Annotated in this window: 18 protein-coding genes and 1 pseudogene; 3 read left to right on the top strand and 16 right to left on the bottom strand. The window is 45.3% G+C overall.

What is annotated here, in order from left to right; all coding sequences use genetic code 11:
• Positions 1 to 165: 165 nt before the first annotated feature.
• The 8 genes from LQ229_RS17470 to LQ229_RS17435 form a co-directional block, all read right to left on the bottom strand.
• On the bottom strand, positions 166 to 2,385 hold the full coding sequence (locus LQ229_RS17470; protein ID WP_216540047.1) for a transglutaminase domain-containing protein: 2,220 nt from the start codon (positions 2,383 to 2,385) through the stop codon (positions 166 to 168).
• 2 nt (positions 2,386 to 2,387) lie between these two features.
• The gene (locus tag LQ229_RS17465) at positions 2,388 to 3,620 is read right to left on the bottom strand and encodes a DUF58 domain-containing protein (RefSeq protein ID WP_216540046.1); all 1,233 of its coding nucleotides are present in this window, start codon (positions 3,618 to 3,620) and stop codon (positions 2,388 to 2,390) included.
• A 3-nt stretch (positions 3,621 to 3,623) separates the two neighbouring features.
• On the bottom strand, positions 3,624 to 4,580 hold the full coding sequence (locus LQ229_RS17460) for a MoxR family ATPase (RefSeq protein ID WP_216540045.1): 957 nt from the start codon (positions 4,578 to 4,580) through the stop codon (positions 3,624 to 3,626).
• Positions 4,581 to 4,722: 142 nt separating this feature from the next.
• Positions 4,723 to 5,073, bottom strand: a complete 351-nt coding sequence (gene spoVAE, locus LQ229_RS17455) for a stage V sporulation protein AE (RefSeq protein WP_216540044.1) — start codon at positions 5,071 to 5,073, stop codon at positions 4,723 to 4,725.
• A gap of 352 nt (positions 5,074 to 5,425) precedes the next feature.
• The gene (gene sigK, locus LQ229_RS17450; protein WP_216540043.1) at positions 5,426 to 5,962 is read right to left on the bottom strand and encodes an RNA polymerase sporulation sigma factor SigK; all 537 of its coding nucleotides are present in this window, start codon (positions 5,960 to 5,962) and stop codon (positions 5,426 to 5,428) included.
• A complete protein-coding gene (locus LQ229_RS17445; RefSeq protein WP_290370046.1) occupies positions 5,916 to 7,559 on the bottom strand; it encodes a recombinase family protein in 1,644 nt (547 codons plus the stop codon). The genes sigK and LQ229_RS17445 overlap by 47 nt, the downstream gene beginning before the upstream one ends.
• Before the next feature lie 270 nt (positions 7,560 to 7,829).
• The gene (locus tag LQ229_RS17440) at positions 7,830 to 8,588 is read right to left on the bottom strand and encodes a hypothetical protein (protein WP_230192383.1); all 759 of its coding nucleotides are present in this window, start codon (positions 8,586 to 8,588) and stop codon (positions 7,830 to 7,832) included.
• 22 nt (positions 8,589 to 8,610) lie between these two features.
• The gene (locus LQ229_RS17435) at positions 8,611 to 8,784 is read right to left on the bottom strand and encodes a hypothetical protein (RefSeq protein WP_156124784.1); all 174 of its coding nucleotides are present in this window, start codon (positions 8,782 to 8,784) and stop codon (positions 8,611 to 8,613) included.
• A 75-nt stretch (positions 8,785 to 8,859) separates the two neighbouring features.
• On the opposite strand from LQ229_RS17435, the gene LQ229_RS17430 reads away from it, so the two are divergent.
• Genes LQ229_RS17430 through LQ229_RS17420 form a run of 3 tightly spaced genes read left to right on the top strand, consistent with a single transcriptional unit; the run spans position 8,860 to position 12,453 of the window.
• Positions 8,860 to 10,377 (top strand): site-specific integrase, encoded by a 1,518-nt coding sequence (locus tag LQ229_RS17430; protein ID WP_216540040.1) that lies wholly within the window; start codon positions 8,860 to 8,862, stop codon positions 10,375 to 10,377.
• A gap of 10 nt (positions 10,378 to 10,387) precedes the next feature.
• Complete coding sequence (locus LQ229_RS17425; RefSeq protein WP_036715666.1) at positions 10,388 to 11,515, top strand: tyrosine-type recombinase/integrase; 1,128 nt, start codon at positions 10,388 to 10,390, stop codon at positions 11,513 to 11,515.
• Positions 11,512 to 12,453, top strand: coding sequence for a site-specific integrase (locus LQ229_RS17420; RefSeq protein ID WP_036715667.1), 942 nt, complete (start codon positions 11,512 to 11,514; stop codon positions 12,451 to 12,453). The genes LQ229_RS17425 and LQ229_RS17420 overlap by 4 nt, the downstream gene beginning before the upstream one ends.
• A gap of 297 nt (positions 12,454 to 12,750) precedes the next feature.
• Here LQ229_RS17420 and LQ229_RS17415 read toward each other — a convergent pair whose 3' ends face one another.
• The 8 genes and pseudogenes from LQ229_RS17415 to LQ229_RS17380 form a co-directional block, all read right to left on the bottom strand.
• Positions 12,751 to 14,118 carry a nuclease domain-containing protein gene (locus LQ229_RS17415; RefSeq protein ID WP_230192382.1) on the bottom strand — a complete coding sequence of 456 codons (1,368 nt, stop codon included), beginning with the start codon at positions 14,116 to 14,118 and terminating at the stop codon, positions 12,751 to 12,753.
• The gene (locus LQ229_RS17410) at positions 14,115 to 15,908 is read right to left on the bottom strand and encodes an AAA family ATPase (RefSeq protein WP_216540037.1); all 1,794 of its coding nucleotides are present in this window, start codon (positions 15,906 to 15,908) and stop codon (positions 14,115 to 14,117) included. Before LQ229_RS17410 ends, LQ229_RS17415 begins: the two co-directional genes overlap by 4 nt.
• A gap of 52 nt (positions 15,909 to 15,960) precedes the next feature.
• Complete coding sequence (locus LQ229_RS17405; protein WP_216540036.1) at positions 15,961 to 16,548, bottom strand: hypothetical protein; 588 nt, start codon at positions 16,546 to 16,548, stop codon at positions 15,961 to 15,963.
• Complete coding sequence (locus tag LQ229_RS17400) at positions 16,532 to 16,738, bottom strand: hypothetical protein (protein WP_230192381.1); 207 nt, start codon at positions 16,736 to 16,738, stop codon at positions 16,532 to 16,534. Before LQ229_RS17400 ends, LQ229_RS17405 begins: the two co-directional genes overlap by 17 nt.
• Before the next feature lie 119 nt (positions 16,739 to 16,857).
• Positions 16,858 to 17,319, bottom strand: coding sequence for an NERD domain-containing protein (locus LQ229_RS17395; protein ID WP_216540035.1), 462 nt, complete (start codon positions 17,317 to 17,319; stop codon positions 16,858 to 16,860).
• 21 nt (positions 17,320 to 17,340) lie between these two features.
• Positions 17,341 to 19,884: a DEAD/DEAH box helicase gene (locus LQ229_RS17390; protein ID WP_230192410.1), complete on the bottom strand. Its 2,544-nt coding sequence runs from the start codon at positions 19,882 to 19,884 to the stop codon at positions 17,341 to 17,343.
• A gap of 224 nt (positions 19,885 to 20,108) precedes the next feature.
• Entirely contained in the window at positions 20,109 to 22,793 is a 2,685-nt protein-coding gene (locus tag LQ229_RS17385) for a DEAD/DEAH box helicase (RefSeq protein WP_230192380.1), read from the bottom strand.
• 234 nt (positions 22,794 to 23,027) lie between these two features.
• Positions 23,028 to 23,507 (bottom strand): annotated as a pseudogene (locus tag LQ229_RS17380) (AAA family ATPase); the annotation flags it as partial.
• Positions 23,508 to 23,646 lie beyond the last annotated feature (139 nt).

Genomic DNA, 23,646 nt, shown 5'->3' with positions numbered 1-23,646 from the left:
GTCACCTCGGTTTCATACGACAAACTATATCATATTCTTTCTTTTTCGTGCAAAAATTGCCGCCGCCTCCGATTTTTTTCGCGCAGCAGAGGCGGCGGACAAAATATATCGCAGCAAACGGATTCATTAGGCGCTAATGAGAATGCAATCCGTTGTTCTTTCCCATTATAATCGCTGTTTTAAATGTTTGATCTCGGATTGCGCCAGCGCCAATTCCTGCTCCGTAATCGATTCGGGACTGTATTTGGCCTTTTCGAACAATTGCAACAGCACCGACCAAGTTTTCGCGAGCGAGCTTCGCTCTTTGCTCCATCGGCCGACGGCTTCCCTGACCGTCTCGTGATCCGCCCTTTGCAGCCCTTTGCGCCGGCAGTAGCGAAGCCATCTTTCCGTTTCGACGATCAGCATTTGATCCCTTGTCAGCTTTTTGCCATACGCGATTCTTAGCATGAAGCTTCGAAGTCCGGAACGGTAACGCCACAGCAAGAGTCCCGCGCCAATCGCCAGGACGGCGCTAAGCGCGATGATCCATATCACGCCCTTCAAGCCGGAGGAAACCGGGGCATTTGTTGCCGTCTCCGTCTCGGCCGTTTCCGGAACGAGCGGAATGGAAGTCTCGACGTCCGGTTGTTCTAAGTCATAATACGCCGGCAGCACGAAACCGGGAGTCGCTTCTACCGGAATCCAGCCATAGCTAGGAAAATATACTTCCGCCCAGGAGTGTGCGTCCGCGTTCGTAACCGTATACGTCCCCGAATCGTCGATCGTTTCGTCCATCATTTGCGGCATCGACATTTCCGGACGGTATCCTTCCCGTACGCCGGGAGCGTACCCTTTGACCCAGCGGGCGGGAATGCCCAATGAGCGGGCCATCATCACCATCGCGGTGGAATAATAGTCGCAATAGCCTTGCTTAATTTCGAAGAGAAAACTTTCCACGAAATCGTCGCTCACTTTCAAGCTCGTATCCGGCGAATTCGAATAGATGAACGACATCCGCAAATATTGCTCCAGCGCTTTGACTTTATCGTAAGGTCCTGCAGCCTCCTCCGTGACGGAGACGGCCAGTTCTTTTACCCGTTCCGGAAAATTGTCGGGCAGCTGCAAATAATCCGAAAGTTCGTATTGTTCGCTGCGGATTTGCTGAAACGTCACCTGACGCAAGTCGTTCTCGTTCATGATCGGAACTTGAGAGACGATCGTATACGTTCTCGGATAGGCCGGGCCGGAGCCTTGCCTTGCCCAGCGCAGCTCCATATCTTTAGGCTGCCAGCGCACGCGGCGCATTTCCGCCTCGCCGTCGATCTCCATCACCTTGGCGATCGGAAACGCCCCGAACAGGACGGGAAACTGCTGATCGGCAATCATCGTTACAGTTTGGGTTAATTCCCGCGTTTTCACCAGCGAGTTATTCCCTGTCAACGGCAACTCCATATTCGATATCACCGGGACTGAAGACCGCCCTTCTTCCGCATTTTCCCAGCCTTTTCCCGTATACAGCGACTTCGTTTCCCCCCGCCAGTAGCTGGAGCCCGTCGTCTGCACTTTCATAATCGGATCGAAGCTGTATTCGAAACCGCCGCCAAGCTCGGAGTCCTCCCGGCTATAGCCGGAGGAGGCGTTGCGCGATATCGAGACCGCCTCTCCCTTGCCGTTAATAAAGACAGGCACTTCCTCGCCTTTCATCGTTTTCCACGCCGTATAAGGGTCCATCAGCAGCGGTCTGGCTTCCGGCATGAATATGCCGGATAGTATGACGGCCGTGAAGATGAGTATGACCGTCATAATCAGCCTAAGCGGATAGCTGGCGACATAATTCCAGCCCTCCGGATATTTCGCCTTGAACCGGTTGAAATGTTCGGCGGCGAGCCACCCTAAGCCGGCGATAACGGTCAAGGCGACTTCCTCCCACAGCATCGCCATCGTAAAGGAATCCAATATGCCCAAGCAGACGATGTCCACAACCAGAAAAGCGATAATTCTTCCTTTGCCGACAACGATATGATTAATGAATTCATATAAAAACCAGATCAGAAGGGCAAACCATAAGTAAGGGAGGATATCGAGACCAAATTGGACGAGCCGCTCGTGAAACTTCCCGTCTATGGAATGCAGCAATCCGTACCGGTTCAGTACGAAACCGTGAATGGCGACGACAAGGACGGCAATGATGGTCCTGCGCGCAGCGATATGAATCGGCATCAAGGCATGTACCGCGAAAACGGCGATTAACGAAAGGCGGCAGATGTCCAACGTTTCATTATACCAGACAGGTTCGACCATCGCCTGCCATTGCCATAAAATAATGACGATAAATAATTGCGAGAGCTTAGATTGCCATTCCAATGCAAGCAAACGAACGAAGCGGGAATTTGCAAGTTTCATGATCAACCTCCCAATACCTTCGGCAAGTCTTCCAATGCGGAGACGGAGTAGCCAAGATGTCCTTGTGAGCGAATCATTGGAAGCCAGCCGCTCGTTCCGTGCGAACCGTCAATGTGAAGATGGCACGGAACGAGCTGCATGCGCTGCGCCCAACGGAGCAATTGCAGCATGGCATCGTCCGCCCTTGGGCTGACGATGGCATACACGGACCCGTTTCCAAGCGATCTTGCATCGCTTTGCAAGCGCGGGAGCAACGGTTCGTCCCCGTCGGCTTCGGCCTCGAGTAAATGTTCGAGAATTTGTTTCCGGTTTTGCGGCGTCTGGACCGCTTGGAACATTTGAATCGATTTGCCGTACGAGTACAATCCCATCGGAATGTTTCGCTTGGCACCGTACTCGATCAGCGAAGCGGTCACGGATACGGCAAGCTCGAATTGCTCCGCGTCCGCGTAATTGTCCTTGTTCCGGTCAAACACGATGATCGTTACGGGCAACGACTCCCGCTCGAACTCTTTCGATTTCCATTCGCCCGTTTTCGCCGTGGCGTTCCAATGGATGCGCGAAATGCGGTCGCCGTATATATATTCCCGGACCCCGTTAATTTGGGTCGTTTCTTTGAAGGAACGGTTGAGCAGCGCCTGCCGTGCGTATCCGGCTCTTCGCCGGTCGAACAATTTCCAATTCCGGATTTCCACCGTTTGCGGAAAGACGGAAAAGTGGCCGGGCACCTTAAACACGCCTTTATGTTCGAATAGCCCGAATATGTCCTCGGTTACGCATTCCGTCTCCCCGAACGTGTAGATCCCCCTTCGAAGCGGCGGCGTCACGTATTCCATGCTTCCGCTTCGATTCCAATGGGATAGCAGCAGCGTTTCGAATTCCAATGTCTCCCCGTTCCGGCGAAAGAGCCGGTCTTTCAGCACGACGTAAGGCGTCGTCCATAAGCCGGGGATTTGGACATGAAGCTTTGCCTTCAATTGTTCGCCCGAGTGAAATACGTTGCGCGGGATGCCGCCCTGCTCCAACACTCTCGTTCCGCGCGCGCGCGATATGCCGCTCCAGTAGCCCATCGTTAAATAGACGGTGAGAACGCTTGCCATGCCGAGAAGCATAAAGGCCGTTTTGCCGCCCTGAAAAAGCAAATAGAACAACGAGCCTAGCCAAAAAGCGAGAATAATCCAAAACCGTTTGGAAAATGTATATAATTTAGAAGTTGAGGACATTTTGCTTCGCATCGGTTAACGCTCCAATCGAATCGGGACGTTCACCTGCTCTAATACGGACTGAATCAACGCGTGCGGCGTCATGCCGTTCATTCTCGCCTCGGGGCGAATCAAGACGCGATGGGCGAGAACGTACGGAGCCAAATATTTCACGTCGTCCGGCATGACATAATCCCGTCCTTGAATAAAGGCATGCGCCTTGGACGCCGTCATGAGCGCCATCGACGCGCGCGGGCTCGCTCCGAGCATGGAAGCCGAATGGTCGCGCGTTTTGCGGATAATATGTACCAAGTAGTCTCCGACTACAAGATCCATATGCACTTGCCGCACTTCGGACTGAATAAGGCCGATTTCCTTCATATCGGTTACGGACTGAACCGAGTCGATTAACTGGCCTTGATGTTGCGAAAAAATCAATCGCTTCTCGGTTTCCTCATCCGGATATCCTAGCGTCATCTTCATCATAAAGCGGTCCAACTGGGCTTCCGGCAGCATATACGTTCCTTCGAAATCTATCGGATTTTGCGTAGCGATCAACATAAAAGGATGCGGCAAAGGATGGGTCTCCCCGTCTACCGTAACATGGCGCTCCTCCATCGCTTCAAGCAAGGCGGATTGCGTCTTCGTCGTTGCGCGGTTAATTTCGTCCGCGAGCATAATGTTCGTCATAATCGGTCCGGGGCGAAAAATAAACCGGTCTTCCTTCGGATGAAAGATGGAAACGCCGGTAATATCGCTCGGCAATAAGTCGGGATTGCATTGGATTCTGCGGAATTGGCCGTCCATCGTTTTCGCGACGGCTTTGACGAGTTGAGTCTTCCCTGTGCCCGGCACATCTTCGATTAGAACGTGGCCTCCTGCCAAAACGGCGGTTAAGAGGAGTTGAATTTCTTCGGTTTTCCCGAATATGCAAGCTTCCAACTGCGCGCGAATGGCTGAAACGGCTTGTAAAGACTCCTGGCGTATAGTCAAATGAAAACCCCTCCTATACAGTAAATAATGCATCTTTCTTTTATTTTACATGAATGGAAGGGGGGAGTATATAGTAGAGTTGCATAGCCTTAGGTGGCATTTCTTACAAAAAACCCCCAAGCCGAAGGCTTGAGGGCGTTAGCTACCCTTTCGGTTTGACGAGCAGCGCCGCCAAAAACGAAAAAATGATCGCCGACGATATCCCGGCGCTCGTTACTTCGAATATGCCCGTTATGACGCCTACCCAACCGTCCCGCTGCAGCTCGGTTAACGCGCCGTGCACGAGGGAGTTGCCGAAGCTGGTAATCGGCACGGTCGCGCCGGCGCCGGCGAATTTAATGAGCGGCTCGTACAATCCGATTCCGTCCACCACCGCTCCCGCAACGACCAACGTCGTCATCGTATGGGCCGGAGTCATTTTTGCCACGTCAAACATGAGCTGTCCAATGACACAAATGATTCCTCCAACAATAAACGCCCATAAAAACTGCATACTGCATGTCCTCCTCTAATGTCAAACTTATCGATTTCATTATTTGCCAAACCGTGTCCCCTTATGTACGGGCGACCGCGCTTATCGCTAGAAAAATGAAAAGAAACCCCGCATTGGCTGCGAGGCTTCTTTCATCGGCATGGCTACATGAAACAAAGCAAAATGATGACCAAAAGGATAAAGAGCACTAAAATGATAAGCAGGTTCCTATACTTGTTCGACATCGCGCTCTCCTTTCCGGGAGGAGAAAAATTAGTCACCTGCTACATAGTATGTAGATTGCCGGCAATGGTGCGAAGGGTGGAGCGTTTGCGTCATGCGAAACGATATGGATACCGCCTGCAGGTTTAGATTACCTTCGCGACTTGTAAAACTCATGATACAACTTCATCAGCGCTCTTTTCTCGATCCGGGACACATAGGAACGCGAGATGCCGAGCTCCTTCGCGATTTCGCGCTGCGTCCGCTCCTCTCCCCCTTGTTCAAGGCCGAATCTGCCGATCACGACTTCCTTCTCGCGGTCGTCGAGGATGTCCAAATTTCTGTATATTTTACTTTTTTCGATTTTCAACTGAACTTTATCGATCACTTCATCCGAATCTGTTCCCAAAATGTCAATTAATGTAATTTCATTTCCTTCCTTATCCGTGCCGATGGGATCGTGCAAAGAGACGTCTTTGCGGGTTTTTTTCAAACTGCGTAAATGCATCAGGATCTCGTTTTCAATACAACGGGCCGCAAATGTCGCCAGCTTCGTCCCTTTGTTCGGCTGAAAGCTCTCGATCGCTTTAATCAGCCCGATTGTGCCAATCGAGATGAGATCTTCCAAATCCTCGCCGGTATTATCGAATTTCTTGAGGTTGTGAACACGAACCGATGTCATTCTCATGTTGAAGAAACTGTTGCCGTTTCAAATCGTCAAGGGCACCCACAGCCGTAACCTGCACTTCATTCCCGTCGTAACGGATAACGATCTCATCAACCAGTGTCTCTACAATATGTCGCTTCTCCTCAAGGGTAAGCTCGTGACCGGCGCTCTCGATGAAGTATCGGACAGCTTTGGAGACCTCTGCAATCCGATTGGCCGATATTTCCTTCTCCGCTTGTTCTGACAACTGCTTTTCGTACCCGGCAAGCTCTTGCTCCAACGGCTTTAGTCCGGCATTAATCTTTTGCATTTCGGTAAGCATCTCCTGCTCATCAATGACCTCCCGCTTGAACATGATTTTGATTTTTTCCTTTTCCTTCTCCTTCTGCTCCAGTTGACGTTTGATGTGGTCCGCGGCGGATTGAAGTTCCAGGTTAATCTCATTCGATTTGCTTTGCAGTCTTTCCATATAATCATCGGGATCCGACAATGTCTCCAAGATCAGCTTCCAGACGTAATGGTCCAGCATATCGGCGCGTAACGTTTGAGTCGGGCACTTCTCAACTCCTTCACCGTACTTCTTCGGGAATAGGTTCGGACACCTGTAGCAGGTATAACGGATCTTTTCTCCCGTTTCTTTATTTACTCGGCCTGTATAAGTAGTTGCTTGCCACATTCTGCCGCAATGCCCACACCGGATCATGGATTTTAACAAATACTCATATTTTACATTCCCTGACCGTTTCATGTTTTTCTCTTTCTGCACCTGGGCTAATTCGAACAGATTCGGGTCAATGATACTTGGCACGGTAACCTCGATCCAATCCTTCTCCTCGCGAAAGGAATATGTTTTTTTCGGTGTACCGTTCTTGGTTTTCTCCCCGCGAATCTTCCGGGTTTCTCTACGATTGTAATAGAATTTGCCGATGTATACCTCTGAAGTAAGGACCCTTCGAATAGAACTGGCGCTCCAGTTCCTGCTTTCCCCCCGTTTGGGTACCGCCCCTAAGGAATAGAGTCGATCCCCGATTTCACGAAGCGTATAGTTCTCATGAACATACCAGTGGTATATCTTCCGGACAAATTCGGCTTCCTGCTCATTGATAATCAAAGTATTTTCATGAAGGTCATATCCATAGGGAGCCACACGCATGGGCATGATCTTCTTATCTTTTTCCACCGCTTTAAGTCTTCCACGTACCGTCCGCTTCTTGATTAAGGACAGCTCATATTGAGCAATCGAGCTCATGAGATTGAAAAACAGCTGCCCTTCCGGCGTATTCCGATATTCCGTGTCCACGAACACCAATTCAACCTGGTTCCGCTCCAGCTCTCGGCAGAGGATTAATTTATCGGTTAAGTCCCTTGTCAATCGATCGGGATGGGTAACAATCAATCGAGCGATCTTTCCCTGTGCGACGTCTTGTCTCAATTCATTCATCGCCGGACGGTCGATGTCCTCACCCGTAAAACCCTCTTCGCGATAAATTTTCAGATTGGCTTTCGGGATTCCCAAATCCTTGGCTTTCCGAATACATAATTCTACTTGCGCATCCAGGCTGGTGCCCTCTGATGCTTGCATCCCTGTAGAGACCCGTGGATATATGGCCGTATACATGGAGTATCACCACTCTCCTTTCTTACTGCTAATACTTCCCAGTATGGACAAAGGGAGAAACAAAAAAACCGGCTTATTCAGTCGGTTTCAAGATCAAACGCTTTAAGATGTAATCTATAACGGCATTTTTGGCTTCTGCAGCGGATAAGGTGTTTGAGATTTGTGCTGTATCACTGCATAAAGTATGAGGCACATATACGATTTTGATTGTCGGCATTCGCTCCATACTTTTCACCTCAATACACCTTATTCCGTCTGCGGTTTGTCCTATCACAAGCGCATGGTGTTTTGGATATACTTGAACTCCGTTTCCATGATTCGAACAATAGCCGATTCATTATCCGCCCCAATGAATGTCCAGTATCGGTGCCCAGGTACAACGGATTGACTAATAGATCCTGACCATTTGAAGGAAGTGGTTTTTAGAGTAGTCATTAGATTATCCAAACTTAATAAGTCACCATGATAAAGATCTACGACGATCACATCCGCTCGTGATTCTAATCGGATAAAACGTTCTTGATCCGTATTTGGCTGAAGAACATATCCATTTACATCTCTGCTACGATCCTTAGCCAGTCTCAATAACGGAACTATGTCTTCCATACAAGTTAAAACTGTCCCGCTAAAATCAAAATTTTTAAAATCCCATCGTTCCATTACAAGCCCATCCTTATATACCCAATCAAAAGGCACGCGGTGGATAATGCCAAATTTGGCCAGCAATTCATTGCTGAATCTTCTGGATTTCGAAGGATTAGTTAGGTCGGAAATCGTAGAAGAAGATTCCGAAAATTCTCCTAGCAAGAGTGTTCTTAACTCCGCTGTCCTTAAACCAAAAGCCTGTATCATTGCTTTTCTACGATTAGGCAAAGAAAGTTTCCGTAACAAAATACCGAAAGTTACTGGATCGGTAGAAGCCAATTCTTTAACCTCATACCAGTCCCGATCGTGCTTACTGACATAAGTTATTTCATCTATTTCATCATGGATGAATTTAAAAGCTAGTTGAAGAAGATCGTCCTTCAACTAAGCTTTACACTCCATCATCTTAATCCCGTATCAATGCATCCATCATCAACTCTCCACAAATGGAGCAGATTCTTGTTTCTTTCGACCAAAATCCTCGCACAACCCGAAAATCAACGTGTTTTTGCTCCAAATGTGGAGCAACCGGGACAGAAGTCAAAGCAAATGATACCTTTACATCAATGATGTGGACCATCGGGCCCCACCTCCTTTCTAAGCAAAAACTGCGGTCTGAACGGTCGATGAAACAGAATCTGAGGGAGAGATGTAGATGGATAACGTTCAGAATATTAGAGATATCGATATTTTGGGATTCATGAATTCATGTCATTGGAAGCAAAATGCGAAAACTACTTCAGAGAATGCTTCTTATGAGAACTCTACTTCGCAAGAATGTTTACAAACCGCCCCAAATGGCAATCATGATATCAAGAGCTTAAGTTGGGAGAAGGTGCTGTTGTTCTTGAATACAATGTATGCATTTCGTTGGCCTGAAGAGGACGTCGAGATATGTTCACCAGAAAGTGGTTCTCTTGCATTAAATGAATGGATCTTTTCAACCCAGATTCAAGGCAAAATCTTTGCCCCCGTGCTACTGGATTACCTTGATAATAAAAAGTCGATCAAATCCACCAGCTACTTTTCTTTGATGGAATACGCACTAGAGATCATTGATTTTTTTAAAACCCGTTATGGGCTTGATGCTAGATCCATTCAAAACAAAGAATTGGCAAATAAAGATGCACTTATTAATTTCATTGAGCATTCTTCCTACAATTTCGTTCAACGTGACATGATTCTAGCAATAGCTCGCAAATTAATCTCTAATGGGTTCGAATTAAAGAAATCAACAAACGGTATTTCTACAAAAAAGAGGACTCAAGATATAAATCATCCCGCTATCACTGCGCATATTAAAGATTTACACCGTTCAGGAGTCAAGGAAAAAAGCGTTAACGGTAAATATAAAATCAGTTACGCCCTATTTTTAAACTGGTTGAATAAAACATACGTTCAGTTCCAGAGCACTTCATGCGACGAATTACCATTGTCATTAGTTACTGAGGAGCATTTACTCGAATTCAAGCAATATTTACTCCGTTTGGAAAATAAAGGGATATATACCAAGCAAACGGTTAGCAATTGTTTTTACGATATCCGATTTCTTCTGGCTAACCTCTATAAATTGGGCTGGCTTGCTAAAGACATAACAATGGATGTTACAGGAATCCCGTACGAGAGATACTATTATCGCGAGTTACCAACAGATGCTAAACTCCAGTGTTTTTTTCATAATATCCAACTCTATTCTGATCATCCCACATTGGAACTGGCAGCCTTTGGGTTGATGCTTTGTCTCGGTTTGCGAATTCATGAAGTTGCTAACATTCGCTATCAGGATATCAATGTCGAGAATAGAACCATCTCTGTCTTCGGAAAAAACGAGAAATCGGCCATTCTACCCTTACCTGATCCGCTACAGAATTACTTTCAAAAGCTTGTTGTCAACAAAGGTCAAGATGTCCATCTGTTTGGAAACAACAGCCAATCAACTATTCGCAAATTAAGGGCACAGTACAAACTTTATTCTTTTGTCTCGGGATGGAAATATCCAGGGGGGCCCCATTTACTGAGGCACACTTTCATCAGCAGGTTGTCGGAACGTACAGATTGCCCGTCACAATTGCTTATGTACTTGGCAAGGCATGATCGGCCAGAAAATACTGCACGATACGTCCACCGGAGCCCCAATCAATTAACAAGTGCTGTAAACAAAATCAATTACTGAGGAGGTTCCCATGCCTAAAGTAATCAACGATACAAAGTATACCGAACTTAAAGAACAACTGAATCAGCTGTTATGTCTTTATGGTCCAGAGAAAATGCGGCAAGTTATGGAAACCTTGCCTGTCCAGACACAGCCAAAACCTAATATGCCCCCGGCAGTGCGGAACGTTTCATTTCTCGAAGCCGTTGATGCTTTCTATCAAAGCAGCAAGTTTTCTGGACTTAGCCGGACCACGCAAACAACGTATCGGTCAGAGATGAAACTTTTCCAGCAACATGTGAAGGAAAAGTTTGGCAACGATCCGCAGTTTGAAAAGGTATCAAACGGCGAATTCTTGTCCGACTATATTAAGCTTAATGAGGATCCTAATACAAAAGCCAAGAAGTCTTCCTTTCTTCGAACCTTCATAAAGACCACATACAAAATATTCTTTGGTCATCAGGATCTCGGGGACTTGAAGACTATACTACGCGTTCGATGGTCAAACGATGACGCACCAAAAGCCTTTACTAAAGTGCAGATCGCGGAAATCTTGCAGATCGCTCAAGCTCGTAACCACGATAGCCTTTACACTGCAATTATCTGGACTTTCCTTGGGAGTGGAATTCGCATAAACGAGCTCTGCCATCTAAGGATCGGTGATATCACTCCTGATACTCAAACAATCAAGGTAACACCCAAAGGGGCTGAGAATACCAAGAAAGTCCGAAAAATCAACGAGCTCGCCCTAATGATGCTCACAGATTTTATAGAGAAAAAATACAGTCGCGCTCGCGAGGTGATGCCAGATTCCGATTATCAGAGGCTCTATATCTTCTCAAGCACTGCCGGGGATAAACCCATTACATCTAGAGCCATTCAGCAATTTATGAAACGTATTATTCGCGAGTCTCGGTCGATAAAAGAGGAAGACAAAGATCGTTTAGGTCCTCACTCTTTTCGTCATTCTTTTGCCGTTCAAGGCCTTGAAGCGGGAATCGATATCTATACTCTTGCAAAGCTTCTCGGTCATGAATCGCTCGACAGTACGATGAAGTACTTGAGACTTTTCGACGATCAACTGCGAGACGCCATAAACAAACACCCATTCGCTCAAGAGGTTGTTCAGAAAATAAGAGAAAGGCTGGAGAACAAATGAACCGTTTATTATTGGATTCCACATACTATGCCAACTGGAAGAAGCATACTCACCTCAAGGATTCAGCAATTTACACATATAGCCGCCAGTTCATGAAGTTTGAACAATATCTGAGCTTAGACTTTGAGGGAGAATTGGATTTCGACAAATTTTACTACGACACGGAATCTGAGACCTATCGACCTATTGATGCTGATTGCATTGATGGTTATATTCAGTTCCTGAAGCAAAATTTTCAGGCATCAAAGAATACCATTTTCAATAACATTGTTTACCTGAAACACTTCTTCACGTTACTCCACGGTCTTGGGATGATTAAAAATAACCCCATGAAAAACTATCCGAATCCGTATTATGAACGCCGAATAATAGATCGTTCCCTCTCCATTGGTGAATGTCAACGATTATTTCAAGCAGCGCTTAAAGCCGATCCATTTGTCCGGAAGTTCTACATCCTCATATTGCTAATGTCAACGACCGCTCTTCGAAACAGGGAGATTATACAGCTATCGTACGAACAGATTGATTTTGAGCGCAAGGTTATTCTGGTGAACAAAGGGCAGAAAACCTCCTCCGAAGTCGTTTATATGCCCGATTCCCTCGTTGTTGAGTTGGAGCGTTATTTGCATCATCCGGTTGTAGAAGAATGGCGGAATTCCGGACATTCCGAGGTTTTCTTTGAAAACAATCGACCACTAACAAAAGCAGCATTAAACCGAATCATCAAGAATCTTTGCCTAGAGGCCGGCATACAAAAGACAGTCACTGCCCATAGTTTTCGACATACAACGGCATACTTGATGCAGAGCAGTGGGATTGACATTATCGCTATAAAACGACAACTACGCCATAAGCAGTTATCAACAACTTTGCGATATGTTCCTCCAGTTGACGCTGCGAAGCTGCTGAATGACGCGTGTTCCGATCTTCTTCAATAACAACAAAAAGAACCCGAAGAAAGCAAAGAAAAAATGCTTCATTCGGGTTCATTATTTGAACAATTATAGTACACAAGGACAGACTACTCCCGTGTTGTAATTAATCACCATAAAGGGAATTGGATACCGAAAGCACCTGGCTCGAGGAAATGGTATCAATCAACTGTCCCGCGAGGACATGATTTGGGCCAGAGGATGGCCACTCATTAGGCTTCCGTTGGGAACAGAAGCGATAGAAAGAATAATTACATTATAAATCTAGTAATGATTAATTTCAATGTGTAGTGTCCAATCGATTCACTCGTCCCAAATCCCATTATTTAAATTCCCCATCAGCAATTCTCGAATTCCCATGCAGAATCGCTCCTCGGATGGGGTCAACCCGTTATCCGAATTCTCTTCGCCTAATTCACCATTAACCCCATAAAAATAAAGATTGCTTTTCAGTTGAGATGAAAACCACGGATTCCCTTGTTGATATCGCCGAATTTCAGCATCGTTTTCATCCGGATATACCAGAACACCCGGAGCCGAAGAACCCTGATTGGAGAAAGCATCCATGTATGCATGAATCTGATATAAATCATTTCGTTCCAAACCCGTTGGTTTTGATAAAGTTACAAAAGTGTGTTTATATTTTGCATCGACTACCGCTAACACTTGTTTCGAAGATGGCCTCCGTATAATAAAATCCGGCTTTTGAGCAGCAATCTTCTTGCCGTTCCCGTTTACAAACAAATGGCCAACGGCTTCTCTAACTCGTCCAGTATGGATCACCTCTACCCCTACAAGAGCATTTCTTAGAAGATGATAAACATAAAGCTCCCAAATTTCAGCCATATCCAGGAGGGTTCCTGTTACTTCTTGGGCCCCTTTCAAAGAGACCCCGAATGATTTTTGTTGCAAGATTCTTAAAGTTAAATCAACAACTGGACGATAAGATTCAAGGATGGGGGTATATTTAATTTTGGGAATCTTATAAATGGTCTTATAGCTTTTACATCCTTCGGATTGGAGTAAAAGGCTTATGATTTCCCTTCCTCTGTCGGACAACCAGTTATGTGCATTTCGATGCCCCAATTCCTTTTTAATTCTTCGATAACCGTTACTGAGTATGTACGCAATGTCAGGATGAATAACCTTGCACCTGGATAGACTTGCAAGTCGATTCGTCCCCTTGCCTACCTCCAGAGCCGTTTCCATCACTTTCATACGACCGCGCAGCGATGGAGCCTTCAATGTTTCTTCCATTCGAGTATACGGTAACCCATGCTTTGCTCCACGGATAAGCTGCTCACCCCAAATTCGGGCGATTAGCTCCCACAGCCACATATTCGCGTTACGATAGGAGCCCTTGCTTTGAATCATGCGCACTCCCCAAATGGTGCTAATCCAACGATGAAAGGAGCTTTCATAACGTGGTGTTATACGCAGGGTCCTCCCCATATATTGGATTTCTCCAACATACCTTCCCGCATACCAGCGTCCGTGGCGAAACTCGATTACCGGCTCATCCTCCGATTTGTCAGTGAGACGAATTGTGAACAGTTCTTTATCGAGATAACGGCACAAATTCTGCAACCATATCTTCTCATCATCATTTATTAATTCGATCTCAGATAAGTCATTTGCAATGATTTCTGTTCTTCCTTGTGCGGACCTCATACCTTCCCCCACAGGAAAGTGCTTTTCGCTTGTTCCATAAATTGCTTTCTTTCGTATGAATCGGCCCCGGACAAATACTGTTCCAATAACGGAGCCAACGAATAATTCCACAAAGCAGTTACAGGCCCACGAGCTTGCTTATTCCGGTTCCATAGTACTTGCTGAACGCCCGGTTGTGAATAAATATACTTCTGGGCAAATGAAACCACGTCACTGAAATAGGTATGACCAATGACATAAAGCGGTCCCATATGTTCATGCCCAGCTATTAAATGATTCAACTGGACGCAACGGTCCGCTAGAAGTTCAAATTCATCCTCCACACGGTTCCATTTACGTGGTTTTCCATACTTCTGCGGCCAACGTTCCCATTTTCCCTTCAGTAAAGTGACTAGATCATTACGATCAAACCCACGGAAAAACCAGAGAAATCTGCGGCGAAGTGCAAAATCGACTTGTTCCAGCGATTGGTCAATTAAATTCATAGTTCCAATAATATACAGATTCTCGGGTACAGTTAGCGGATATGGTTGGCCATCCTGGCCGGCAAGCAGAACAGCACTTTCACGATCCTCCATTAAGGAAAAGCACTCTCCCAACACCTTGCTGAGATCCGCCCGGTTCATTTCATCGAGAATGAGGACATAAGGCAAGCCTTTACCGTTTCCGCCTTCCGCTGCTTCAATTTCCTCTAAGACCTGTAGAAATACGCCTTTTTTATAAATGGTCCGATTCTGTTCAAGCTGCATCCCCCGTATAAAATCTTCGTATCCATAGCCCGGATGGAATTGTACACGGCGAATCCTCTGCTCTACTAGCTTGTTCACATCCTCTTGCTTTTTAAAGAATTCCCCCGCTCCCCACAGGCGTAACGTCTCTTGGCGAATAAACTGTCCGGCTAATTGCTTTGCTTCATGGGTTTTCCCGGTTCCCGGAGGTCCATACAAAACAATCTGCTTCTTGATTTGCAGCCCTTGAATGGTGAGAACCTCCGAATCATGGTCACTATAATCCCAACATTCAACGAGTGGACTTCGATAGAAATCAAGATCCTTTTCTCCAAGAATGTCTTCGAGCTTTGTTCGAATAGCCAGGATGCGATCATCAATATCTTCAGGCACGGAGTCTTCATCCAGAATTTCCAGGAAGGCCTCAACAATCTGTTGCTTATGACCCTGACTAGCCATTCTTTCATATTGATCAGGGTATAGGAGGTGCAAAATAATATGTCGGGATAGCGGGTTCGTGTCCTCCTTTATAGTATCGAGCATATTTCGTACCTTGATATGGTCGGATAAAAACATAATCCGGTCATTTTCAGGTTTCTGCAGAACCGCATCTGCGAACATAGCTATATAACGTATTTCATAATAACGTCTTGTATTGTAGGCGATACCCGGTCCGCCTATGCCATGCTCCAATGCTGTCAGTGCCTCATTCTGATCGTCCAGTGTAAGTCCAGCAAATGATGCAATCGTATTTAAAAGTTCCTTTTTTCTTCGAAATGTAATCGTGGAGGGAAACAGCAAGTAGAGATAGACGAGTTCGCATGCAAGCTGAACAACCTCTTGCTTCTGACCCTTCAGTTGTCCTTGCAGTTTGTTCTCAAAGATCTCTGATGATTCATCTACGTTCTCTATGAAGCAAGCCTTAAATGCATTCAAATTCGCTGTGGTCCAAATTTGTTCAGGCGGCCAAAGCAATGATGTTCCTTCAACAAGACTTTTCTCTTTCCATTGATTCGCGTAATGGTAAATAGCGGCTGTATCCCATTCTTTAAATTGTGCCATAAACCTATACTTCCTTTCATTGTTGTTTAAAGGCGAGCTCCGCCAAGGGATGCTACTCCGGTAACTTTAACAATGATTCAAATATATTAGTTTTAATCGAAGCAGAGTCACAAACTGTAGTTAGGGGGATTGTCTTGCCAATTGCCTGCTTAAGCCCCCAGTAACGATGGATCGATTTTTCTTTTGTCTTACATCTCCATAAACCATCTGTTTCTTCAATTGAGAAATGATTATCTAGACGATAGGGGTCATGAAAAAGCCAGTGATCCGAAATGGCGGGCATTCGTTCCCACTTCGTCAGATCATATTGAAATCGTGACAATGTTATCTCCGGATAAGCTTCTTCACCCTCTAAATCAATCTCAACGACAAATACATCCCCATCTCTCAAGTCCTGAACCATTTCATTACCGGCAGAGCCGCCTTCCATTTGGTATACCTTGATAAAGTTACTAAGCAACCAGCCATCCTCGTAGCTGTCTGATTTCCAACGAAGGAATTTGGGATTCAGAGGAATGAAGCCTTGTTCTTTACCAATGACGTCCATTTCGTTTAAGAGCAGATTTATATTTTTATACGTTTCTCGCAGCACTCTTACTGATAGACTAATATTTCCACCAAACTCATTTGCTGAAGACATATTTACCCTCCTGTACTGAAATATGCACTGGCCAATGCATAGTTCGTTGTTCATGTGATTTTCCATTGAATGAATATGCATTTTCATGAATTGTTAATTTTTCGATACCGTTGAGAAACCCCTTGAATCGTTCAAAGCCTTTTTTAATGAGAAGATCGGTGAGATCTTTGATTATCAGCTGCTGCCCCATATCCAAAGAGGTTATTTCGATATTTTTCAGTTGTTCTAATACGTTTTGCCAAGCTAAGAAGCCTAACGAGATATCTGGAGATATTATGGATCGACCGATCAATTCTGCTTCAACGGGAATCAGAATATCGCAGGGAGCCAGAAATATAAGATAAGCCTGGCGTCCTTGTCGATATCTTCAAGCAACCTGGAGTATCGCGCTAACTGGTGGCAGCTTTCTTCGGGAGTAGCGATTTCCTCTGTATCCTCATCGTTAGATGAAAGTCCACTATAATATTTCACTTCGATCCCAATAACAACTCTGGGATGATCTATGACCAGATCAATTTCTCCTTCCGCATGGCGAAACCAAAAATGCATTTTATATTCGTAATCTTCGATTAAACCAAGTATCTTCCACCATAATAAATCCGAGTTTTGCACATCATTCCGGAAGCGAACAGCTTGCAATACATGCTTCAAACCGAATTGAAAAGGTAAATAACGAATGGTTCCAAAAAAATCTCCGGTTAATTGGTCTTCAAGGCGATCTGACAAATTGCTTCCGGACCTTGAAATTTTGTTATGAATTTCAGCGATCAAGTTCTTGCTTCCTCCCGCATCTCAGTTATTGTTATTTGGCCGCAATGACCTCTGCAAATCACCCAGCACAATCAAAGCCCCAGCCTTATGCAGCGGCTCATTCTGCTTCTCACAATGAAACAGCTGAATGCAGGATGGGCAGCCGTCCGAACAACCACAGCTGCTAATGATCTGTTGGGCTTTCTCCAAGAGAACCTCGAATTTTTCCGCAACGACCTCGACTATACCTGAACCGCCTCCTGCTTGGCTGTCGTAGAAGAACATTCCGGGCATTCCAAACAATGCTGAGCCAGAATAAAAAGAGGTGTGCTGAAAATCAGCCATACTGCACCTTACAACGGCCGGTATCGCCGAAGCTATGGCATGTTCAACCGCATGAAGGCTTCCCTCAGCCATGGTCTCCAAGTCAATGGTATCGCGATCCAGTACATCATTGAGCAGACCTTTAAGTTCATCCCTTCCTTGGTGATCCCACATCAGCCAAAACGCCTCGGTTTGGAAACTGACAGGATATGTGTTTGTCAATTGCACGGTTTCGGGAGGCGTTGCGCCGTGATTGTAGATTTTTTTGTAGCCAAATGTGCTTCGTTTTACGATGATGTTTCCAAGATTGGATTTGATCGCCGCGTCACTTCTCAGTGGATTGGTTATGTCATGGATTTCAATGCTATCGCGAACAATTCCGCGGGTATGATAATCCGTTCTTACCGGCTCCACAACCACTTTGCGTTGCTTACCGTTGACCCACTTGACCTTATAGAAGGTACGATTGTCAGGTCCCAGAAATACTGCATCCACGTGATAATCTCTTATTAAGGAACGCTCATCTACACTTTGAAACAAGATGTCCTCATTCCAGCCGTTCTTGGTTACAACCGTATAAGTAGCCCCCATTGTAAACAAAGTTTGATATCTTGGCGTTTCACCATGATAGAGGAGTTTTCCTTCGATCTGCTGCCACTGGTCGCTTGCTTCCGCAACCACCTTGCGAAGCGCCGAAGAGCGAACATAATTCATAGCATTGGTCAACGTTCCCCCCAGTTCGTGAGCTGCGTATGCGAGATGCTCCTTTAATAGCTTGGGATTCGTTGTATTAATCGCTGCTGATTCAGGCGGGAGCTTAAAGAATTCTTCAGGATTGTGGGCAAAGTATTGCTGCAATGGCTCTTCCTGAAGCATCATAATCACCACACCGTCTCTGCTGCGTCCCACTCGTCCAGCCTGCTGCCAAAAGGAAGCCTGGGAGCCAGGGTATCCGAGTAAGATACATACATCCAGACACTTCACATCAATCCCGACCTCTAGGGCGCTAGTAGTGACCACTCCAAGGATCTCGCCTTGCTCAAGTTTTTGTATGGTTCGTTCTTTAACTTCTTGCGTGAGGTATGCATGGTACGGCAGAAAAAATTCATGTGGTTCGTCTGCCGAAAGCCCGCCATGATCATGAAGGTGGCTGCGCAGTATCATGTTTATTTCACGACTTAAAAGCTGGGCTTGCTGGCGGTTGCTTGTGAAAATGATACTTCTCGGCCATCTTCCATCCTTGTAGATCGTGCGCAGAATCTCATAGAGATCGGAAACAACGGCCCTTTTCTTTTGCTCATCGTCTGATAAGCCCGGATTCCACATCAAAATCGCTTTCTTCTTTACTGGCGCTTGTACTCCCGATATTTCATGAAATCCTTTCATTCCACGCATTCCTGTTAATTCTTCAGCTAGATACTTTGGATTAGCAATTGTAGCCGAGCAGGCAATAAACTGGACGTTTTTATTTCCCAACCTGTCACATAACATTCTTAATCTGCGAAGGACCAAAGAAACCTTTGAACCTAACAAGCCTGAGTATTGATGAAGCTCATCAATAACGACAAACCGAAGATTTTGCAGAAAGCGCAACAGCCCAGGGCCTTTTCCCTTAGGCGAACCTGCACCTTGAAGAATTAAATGCAGATAGTGTACGTTGGTCAGCCAATAGCGCCCCTCAGAGAACACGAAGCTAGATGCCTGATCTTTTCTCATATGCTCTGGAACGTTACGTTGCCCGTGGAGAACCCCAACGGATAATTGCTGTCCATTAACAGAGAATCGAGAAAATCCATTAAGCGAGATTTGATTCCCCTGCTCTTCTACATCATCAGCCCATTTTTTCAAGTGAGCGTACTGGTCCTCGACTAATGCCTTGAACGGGGCCAAATAAAGCGCACAGGCATTCGGATCAGCAACCAATTTTTCGATGATGGGAACATTGTACGCCAATGATTTTCCAGATGCGGTTTTCGTGCAGAGAACGACATTTCTGCCTTCACGGATGTTCTGTATAGCTTCCCCTTGATGCTCATACAGTTTATTAATCCCCAGAGAATGAAGCTTCCGCTGCAGCCAACTGGGCATAAGGATTTGGTCAGCATAAGCGCCTTGGTTGGCGTCAATTTGATGCACGTGGACGTCACTTCGAATACGAGTTCCGAGTTCGAGCAAATTCTGGACGAGTTTTTCACTATCGAATACATGTTGAACAGGAAGTCTTCGGTCTGTGAGCAATTCCATTTCTTCCGGTGTCAGCATGTCGTCCAAGATTGAATGTCTATCATGTGAACAATAAACGCCGGATGGTTTGTTTATATAGGACTCCGTATCGGGTTCAAGGGAGCGCCATTCTGAAACTCGAATCCCGTTTGCCCGTTGATGGATCTTACGGTAATAGCCCTTTGGATCCGCCTTATAGCTGATTTGAATGAAGTCCCCGTAAGGTCTTTGGCCTCCGCAAGCGGAACAGATTACAGGCATTCTTAATCGATCCCTTCTATCAAAATCTTCAGCAGCATTTTGGCTCCAGGTTTGAACAATTCAATATTCCCTTTACCTGGGAGCTGCACGCAGCTAGGACATCCTTCGGCACAAGGGCAGCTCTCAATAAGTTCAAGAGCCTTTCGAAGCACTTGCGGAAGTTTCTCATAGATCGCTTCGATGGTCCCGAGACCGGACCCGTTCTCGCCATAGAAGCCGATAACAGGTCTATTGGCAAAAGCCGTCATCCCGCTCGCCGAAAACCCTGTAAAATCATTAGCGTCGCAGATAATGAGGTCAGGAATAACCGAAGTCATAGCGTGACCTGCAGCGTGAAGGGAAGCTTCAGCCAATAAGTCGATGGATCTGCCCTCATCCGCTAACTCCTGAATGCCATTTTTCAATTGGCTCCATTGAGAATCCGTTAGTGTAACCCACATTCCTTCCGGAGTGAATCGGGTGACGGACGGATGATCCAATTGAACCTGCTCAGACTCATGCTTCTGTCCGAAGTAAACTTTTTTATAACCGAAGACACTCCGCTTAATCTCCAGTTCACCATAAGCCATATCGATTCCTTCGATGTGTTGCTTCTGATAAGTCTGCATAATATCGATGATATCGCGATAAGTAGATTGAGTGTAATAGGTTAGTTCCTGAATAGGCAATACAATAATTTCACCTTTTCTGCGATTGATAGAGTCTACTCGATAGCCTTTCTCTCCAGGAGTCCAATAGATCGCGCCTTCATAAAAATCACGAAGAGCACTCCACTCATCCAAACTGTCTACTATCGTTTGATTTTGTCCCCGAATGGTTACGCTGTAATTTTTACCAGACATTGATCGAAGACTAAACTTGTCATCAACGGTCGCCTCATCGTTAGCTGTTGCAGCTACTTGCAGTACAGTCTCAATATAATCTCCGAGTAATCCAGGAAACATGTCCTGCAAGTCTTCCTTCGTGACTTCTCTCCCGAGCTCTTCTCTTAGTAACGGGATGTGCATGGCTAACAACTTGTAATTTGTTGGATTAATCCTAACTACCTCGGGAGCTTTATGGATAAATTCAAGCGGGTTACGCATGTAATACTGCTGAAGCGGTTCATCCTGCCAGATCAGTATGGCAACACCCTCGCCTTTGCGGCCAACACGTCCGATCTGTTGGGAGAATGCCGCTTTCGATCCGGGATAACCAACAAGAACGGCAAGACTCAAATCACCGATATCAATCCCGACTTCAAGGGCATTGGTAGTAATAATGACATGAATGTCGTGGGACTTGAGTCTCTCAATAATCCGTTTCCGAGTATCATTCGGCAGTATTCCGGTATAAAATGCCGCGAGTTTTTCTCCTTCCACTTTCTCTTTTGGTAGTCGGAGAGGCTGGCGCAAGACGTCTTTGATATAACGGGTAAATACCATAGTCTGGCTGCGAGAAGGTTGAAAAATGATGCTCTTAATCACTTTCTGATCAACAGTCATGATCTGTTTCGCCATCGTAATGGCATCGGTAGAAGGCGCGCGGCGGACTTGTTCATCGGCTGACATACCGGGATTCCAGAGGACAATCCCCTTTTTCTGATGGGCGGAACCATCTGTATTGATGAGGGTGAATCCGCTAAGACCTGTAAGATCCTCTGCTAATCTAATAGGATTTTCAATCGTTGCTGAGCTCGTAATAATCTGGATGTTGTGAGTATTACCAAGTTCTCGACAAACCTTAAGCAGGCGTCTGAGTACCAATGCGACATGACTTCCGAATGTACCTCGGTACATATGCATCTCATCAAGCACGATAAATTTGAGGTTCCGCAGATAATTTCGAATGTGGTGTGCGGTCGCGTACTTCACCTTCTGAACTTGCCCGAGAATGGAGTAATGAATCATATCCGGATTCGTCATCCATACCTGTGCTTTTTCCATGATTCGCTGCCGCGGCCCATTCTCGGTATCCCCATCCAGCCGGCCGATATGAATCAGGCGATCTCCTAAGTGCAATTGAGTTTCAAACCACTCATCCAAGGAAGAATTATTCTCCGTTCGTTGCATGCCAAAACGTTTAATTTGATCCAACTGATCATTTGCTAACGCTTTTGTTGGAAATATGTATAATCCACGTTCTTCAGGATGGTTATATAAACGACTAAGAATCGGCAGGTTATAGGACAACGTCTTTCCGGATGATGTTGAAGTGACCAAGACAACATTCGACCCAGAATGGACTGCATCGGCTGTTTGTGCTTGGTGAGAATATAACTGCGTAATTCCCATTCGATGTAAGGCGTCCTTGATGGGCTCTGGCGTTGATTCAGGAATATCCGCAAAAGTAGCTTTTTTCGCAGGAAGTGTATGAACATAAATCTCGGCAACTTCTTCCTCGGCCAACTTCTTCAGCTTATCCAGTACATCATCGGATGAAAACTCATGACTTACTACGCCGGGAATTCGGTTATCTTCACATAGAATAAATTCTTCTTTCTCTAGAGGAACGATAGCAAAACAAGAAGGGCAGTAAATTCCCTCTTCGTATCCTCGGAGGTTTTCAATTACAGGAGTCCAGTCTGAGCATTTGATCCCGGTTGGCGAATATTCTAGGAGCCGTTGCTCCCCGACTTGACTGATCTTATTAGAAATTTGAATCGCCTTCAGCATACTCGTGCATGCGGAACATTTCAGAAATGCCATTCCTAATCCCTCCATCGCTAATGTCTGCTGATCATATTAGAACATACTGATTAGACAACATGTTGTCATAGAATATACGTTCTCATGGAATAAAACCCCCTTGCTGCTAATTCGACAATATAGGCAATAAGTCCTGTAAAAATAAGAAAAACCCAAACAAAGTAATAAAGAAACGCTTTGTTTGGGTAAATTGTATTGTATATTTGTTATTGTTAATGGGAAAGGCTCAATCAATCACGATACCTGTGCATGAGGGATCTCACTCTGATCAGCTTCTTCTACTCCCATCATCATTTTATAATGTGCATGATGATTTGTAACTTTGAATATTTTTTCAAATATATTAAGGTATCTAGCGTTTGTATCTAATGGATGTTCAATATACAAATCATCACTTGCAAAATGTGACCCGTCATTTGCCCAGGATAAAAGCGATTTACATATTAACTTTTCCTCTTCATCGAATTTATTCAGTATATCATCTTCACTAAAATTACCAAATACTTTAAAATAGTTTTCTATAATTCTACGAATCAAGTTTTGAACCGTTGTTGAAGAACTACTCTGTGTTGCAAATCTAAGTTCTTGCCACATTAACTCATATGAAGTTTTTATTGGATTTGTATCATAGGATTGAGCCTCAGTAACATTATTAACTTTTCTTATAATCCAGAATGTTTCATCATGTAATTTTCCGCCTTTTGAACGCTTTTTATTAAAAGTTACCCTAAATTTCGAAAGCCCGTAATATCAAACACTGAATATAGTGGATCTGCCTCGCGGACTGTAAAAAAGTGGAGGTTTCCCAGTTCGTTCGGTTCAAGTCAACATTATGTGGATACACTTTCCCCCT

The organism is Paenibacillus sp. CECT 9249, from assembly GCF_918697855.1.
Classification (GTDB): domain Bacteria; phylum Bacillota; class Bacilli; order Paenibacillales; family Paenibacillaceae; genus MSJ-34.
The sequence above is the reverse complement of the archived record's forward strand: the minus strand, read 5'-3'. Positions and strand labels throughout refer to the sequence as shown.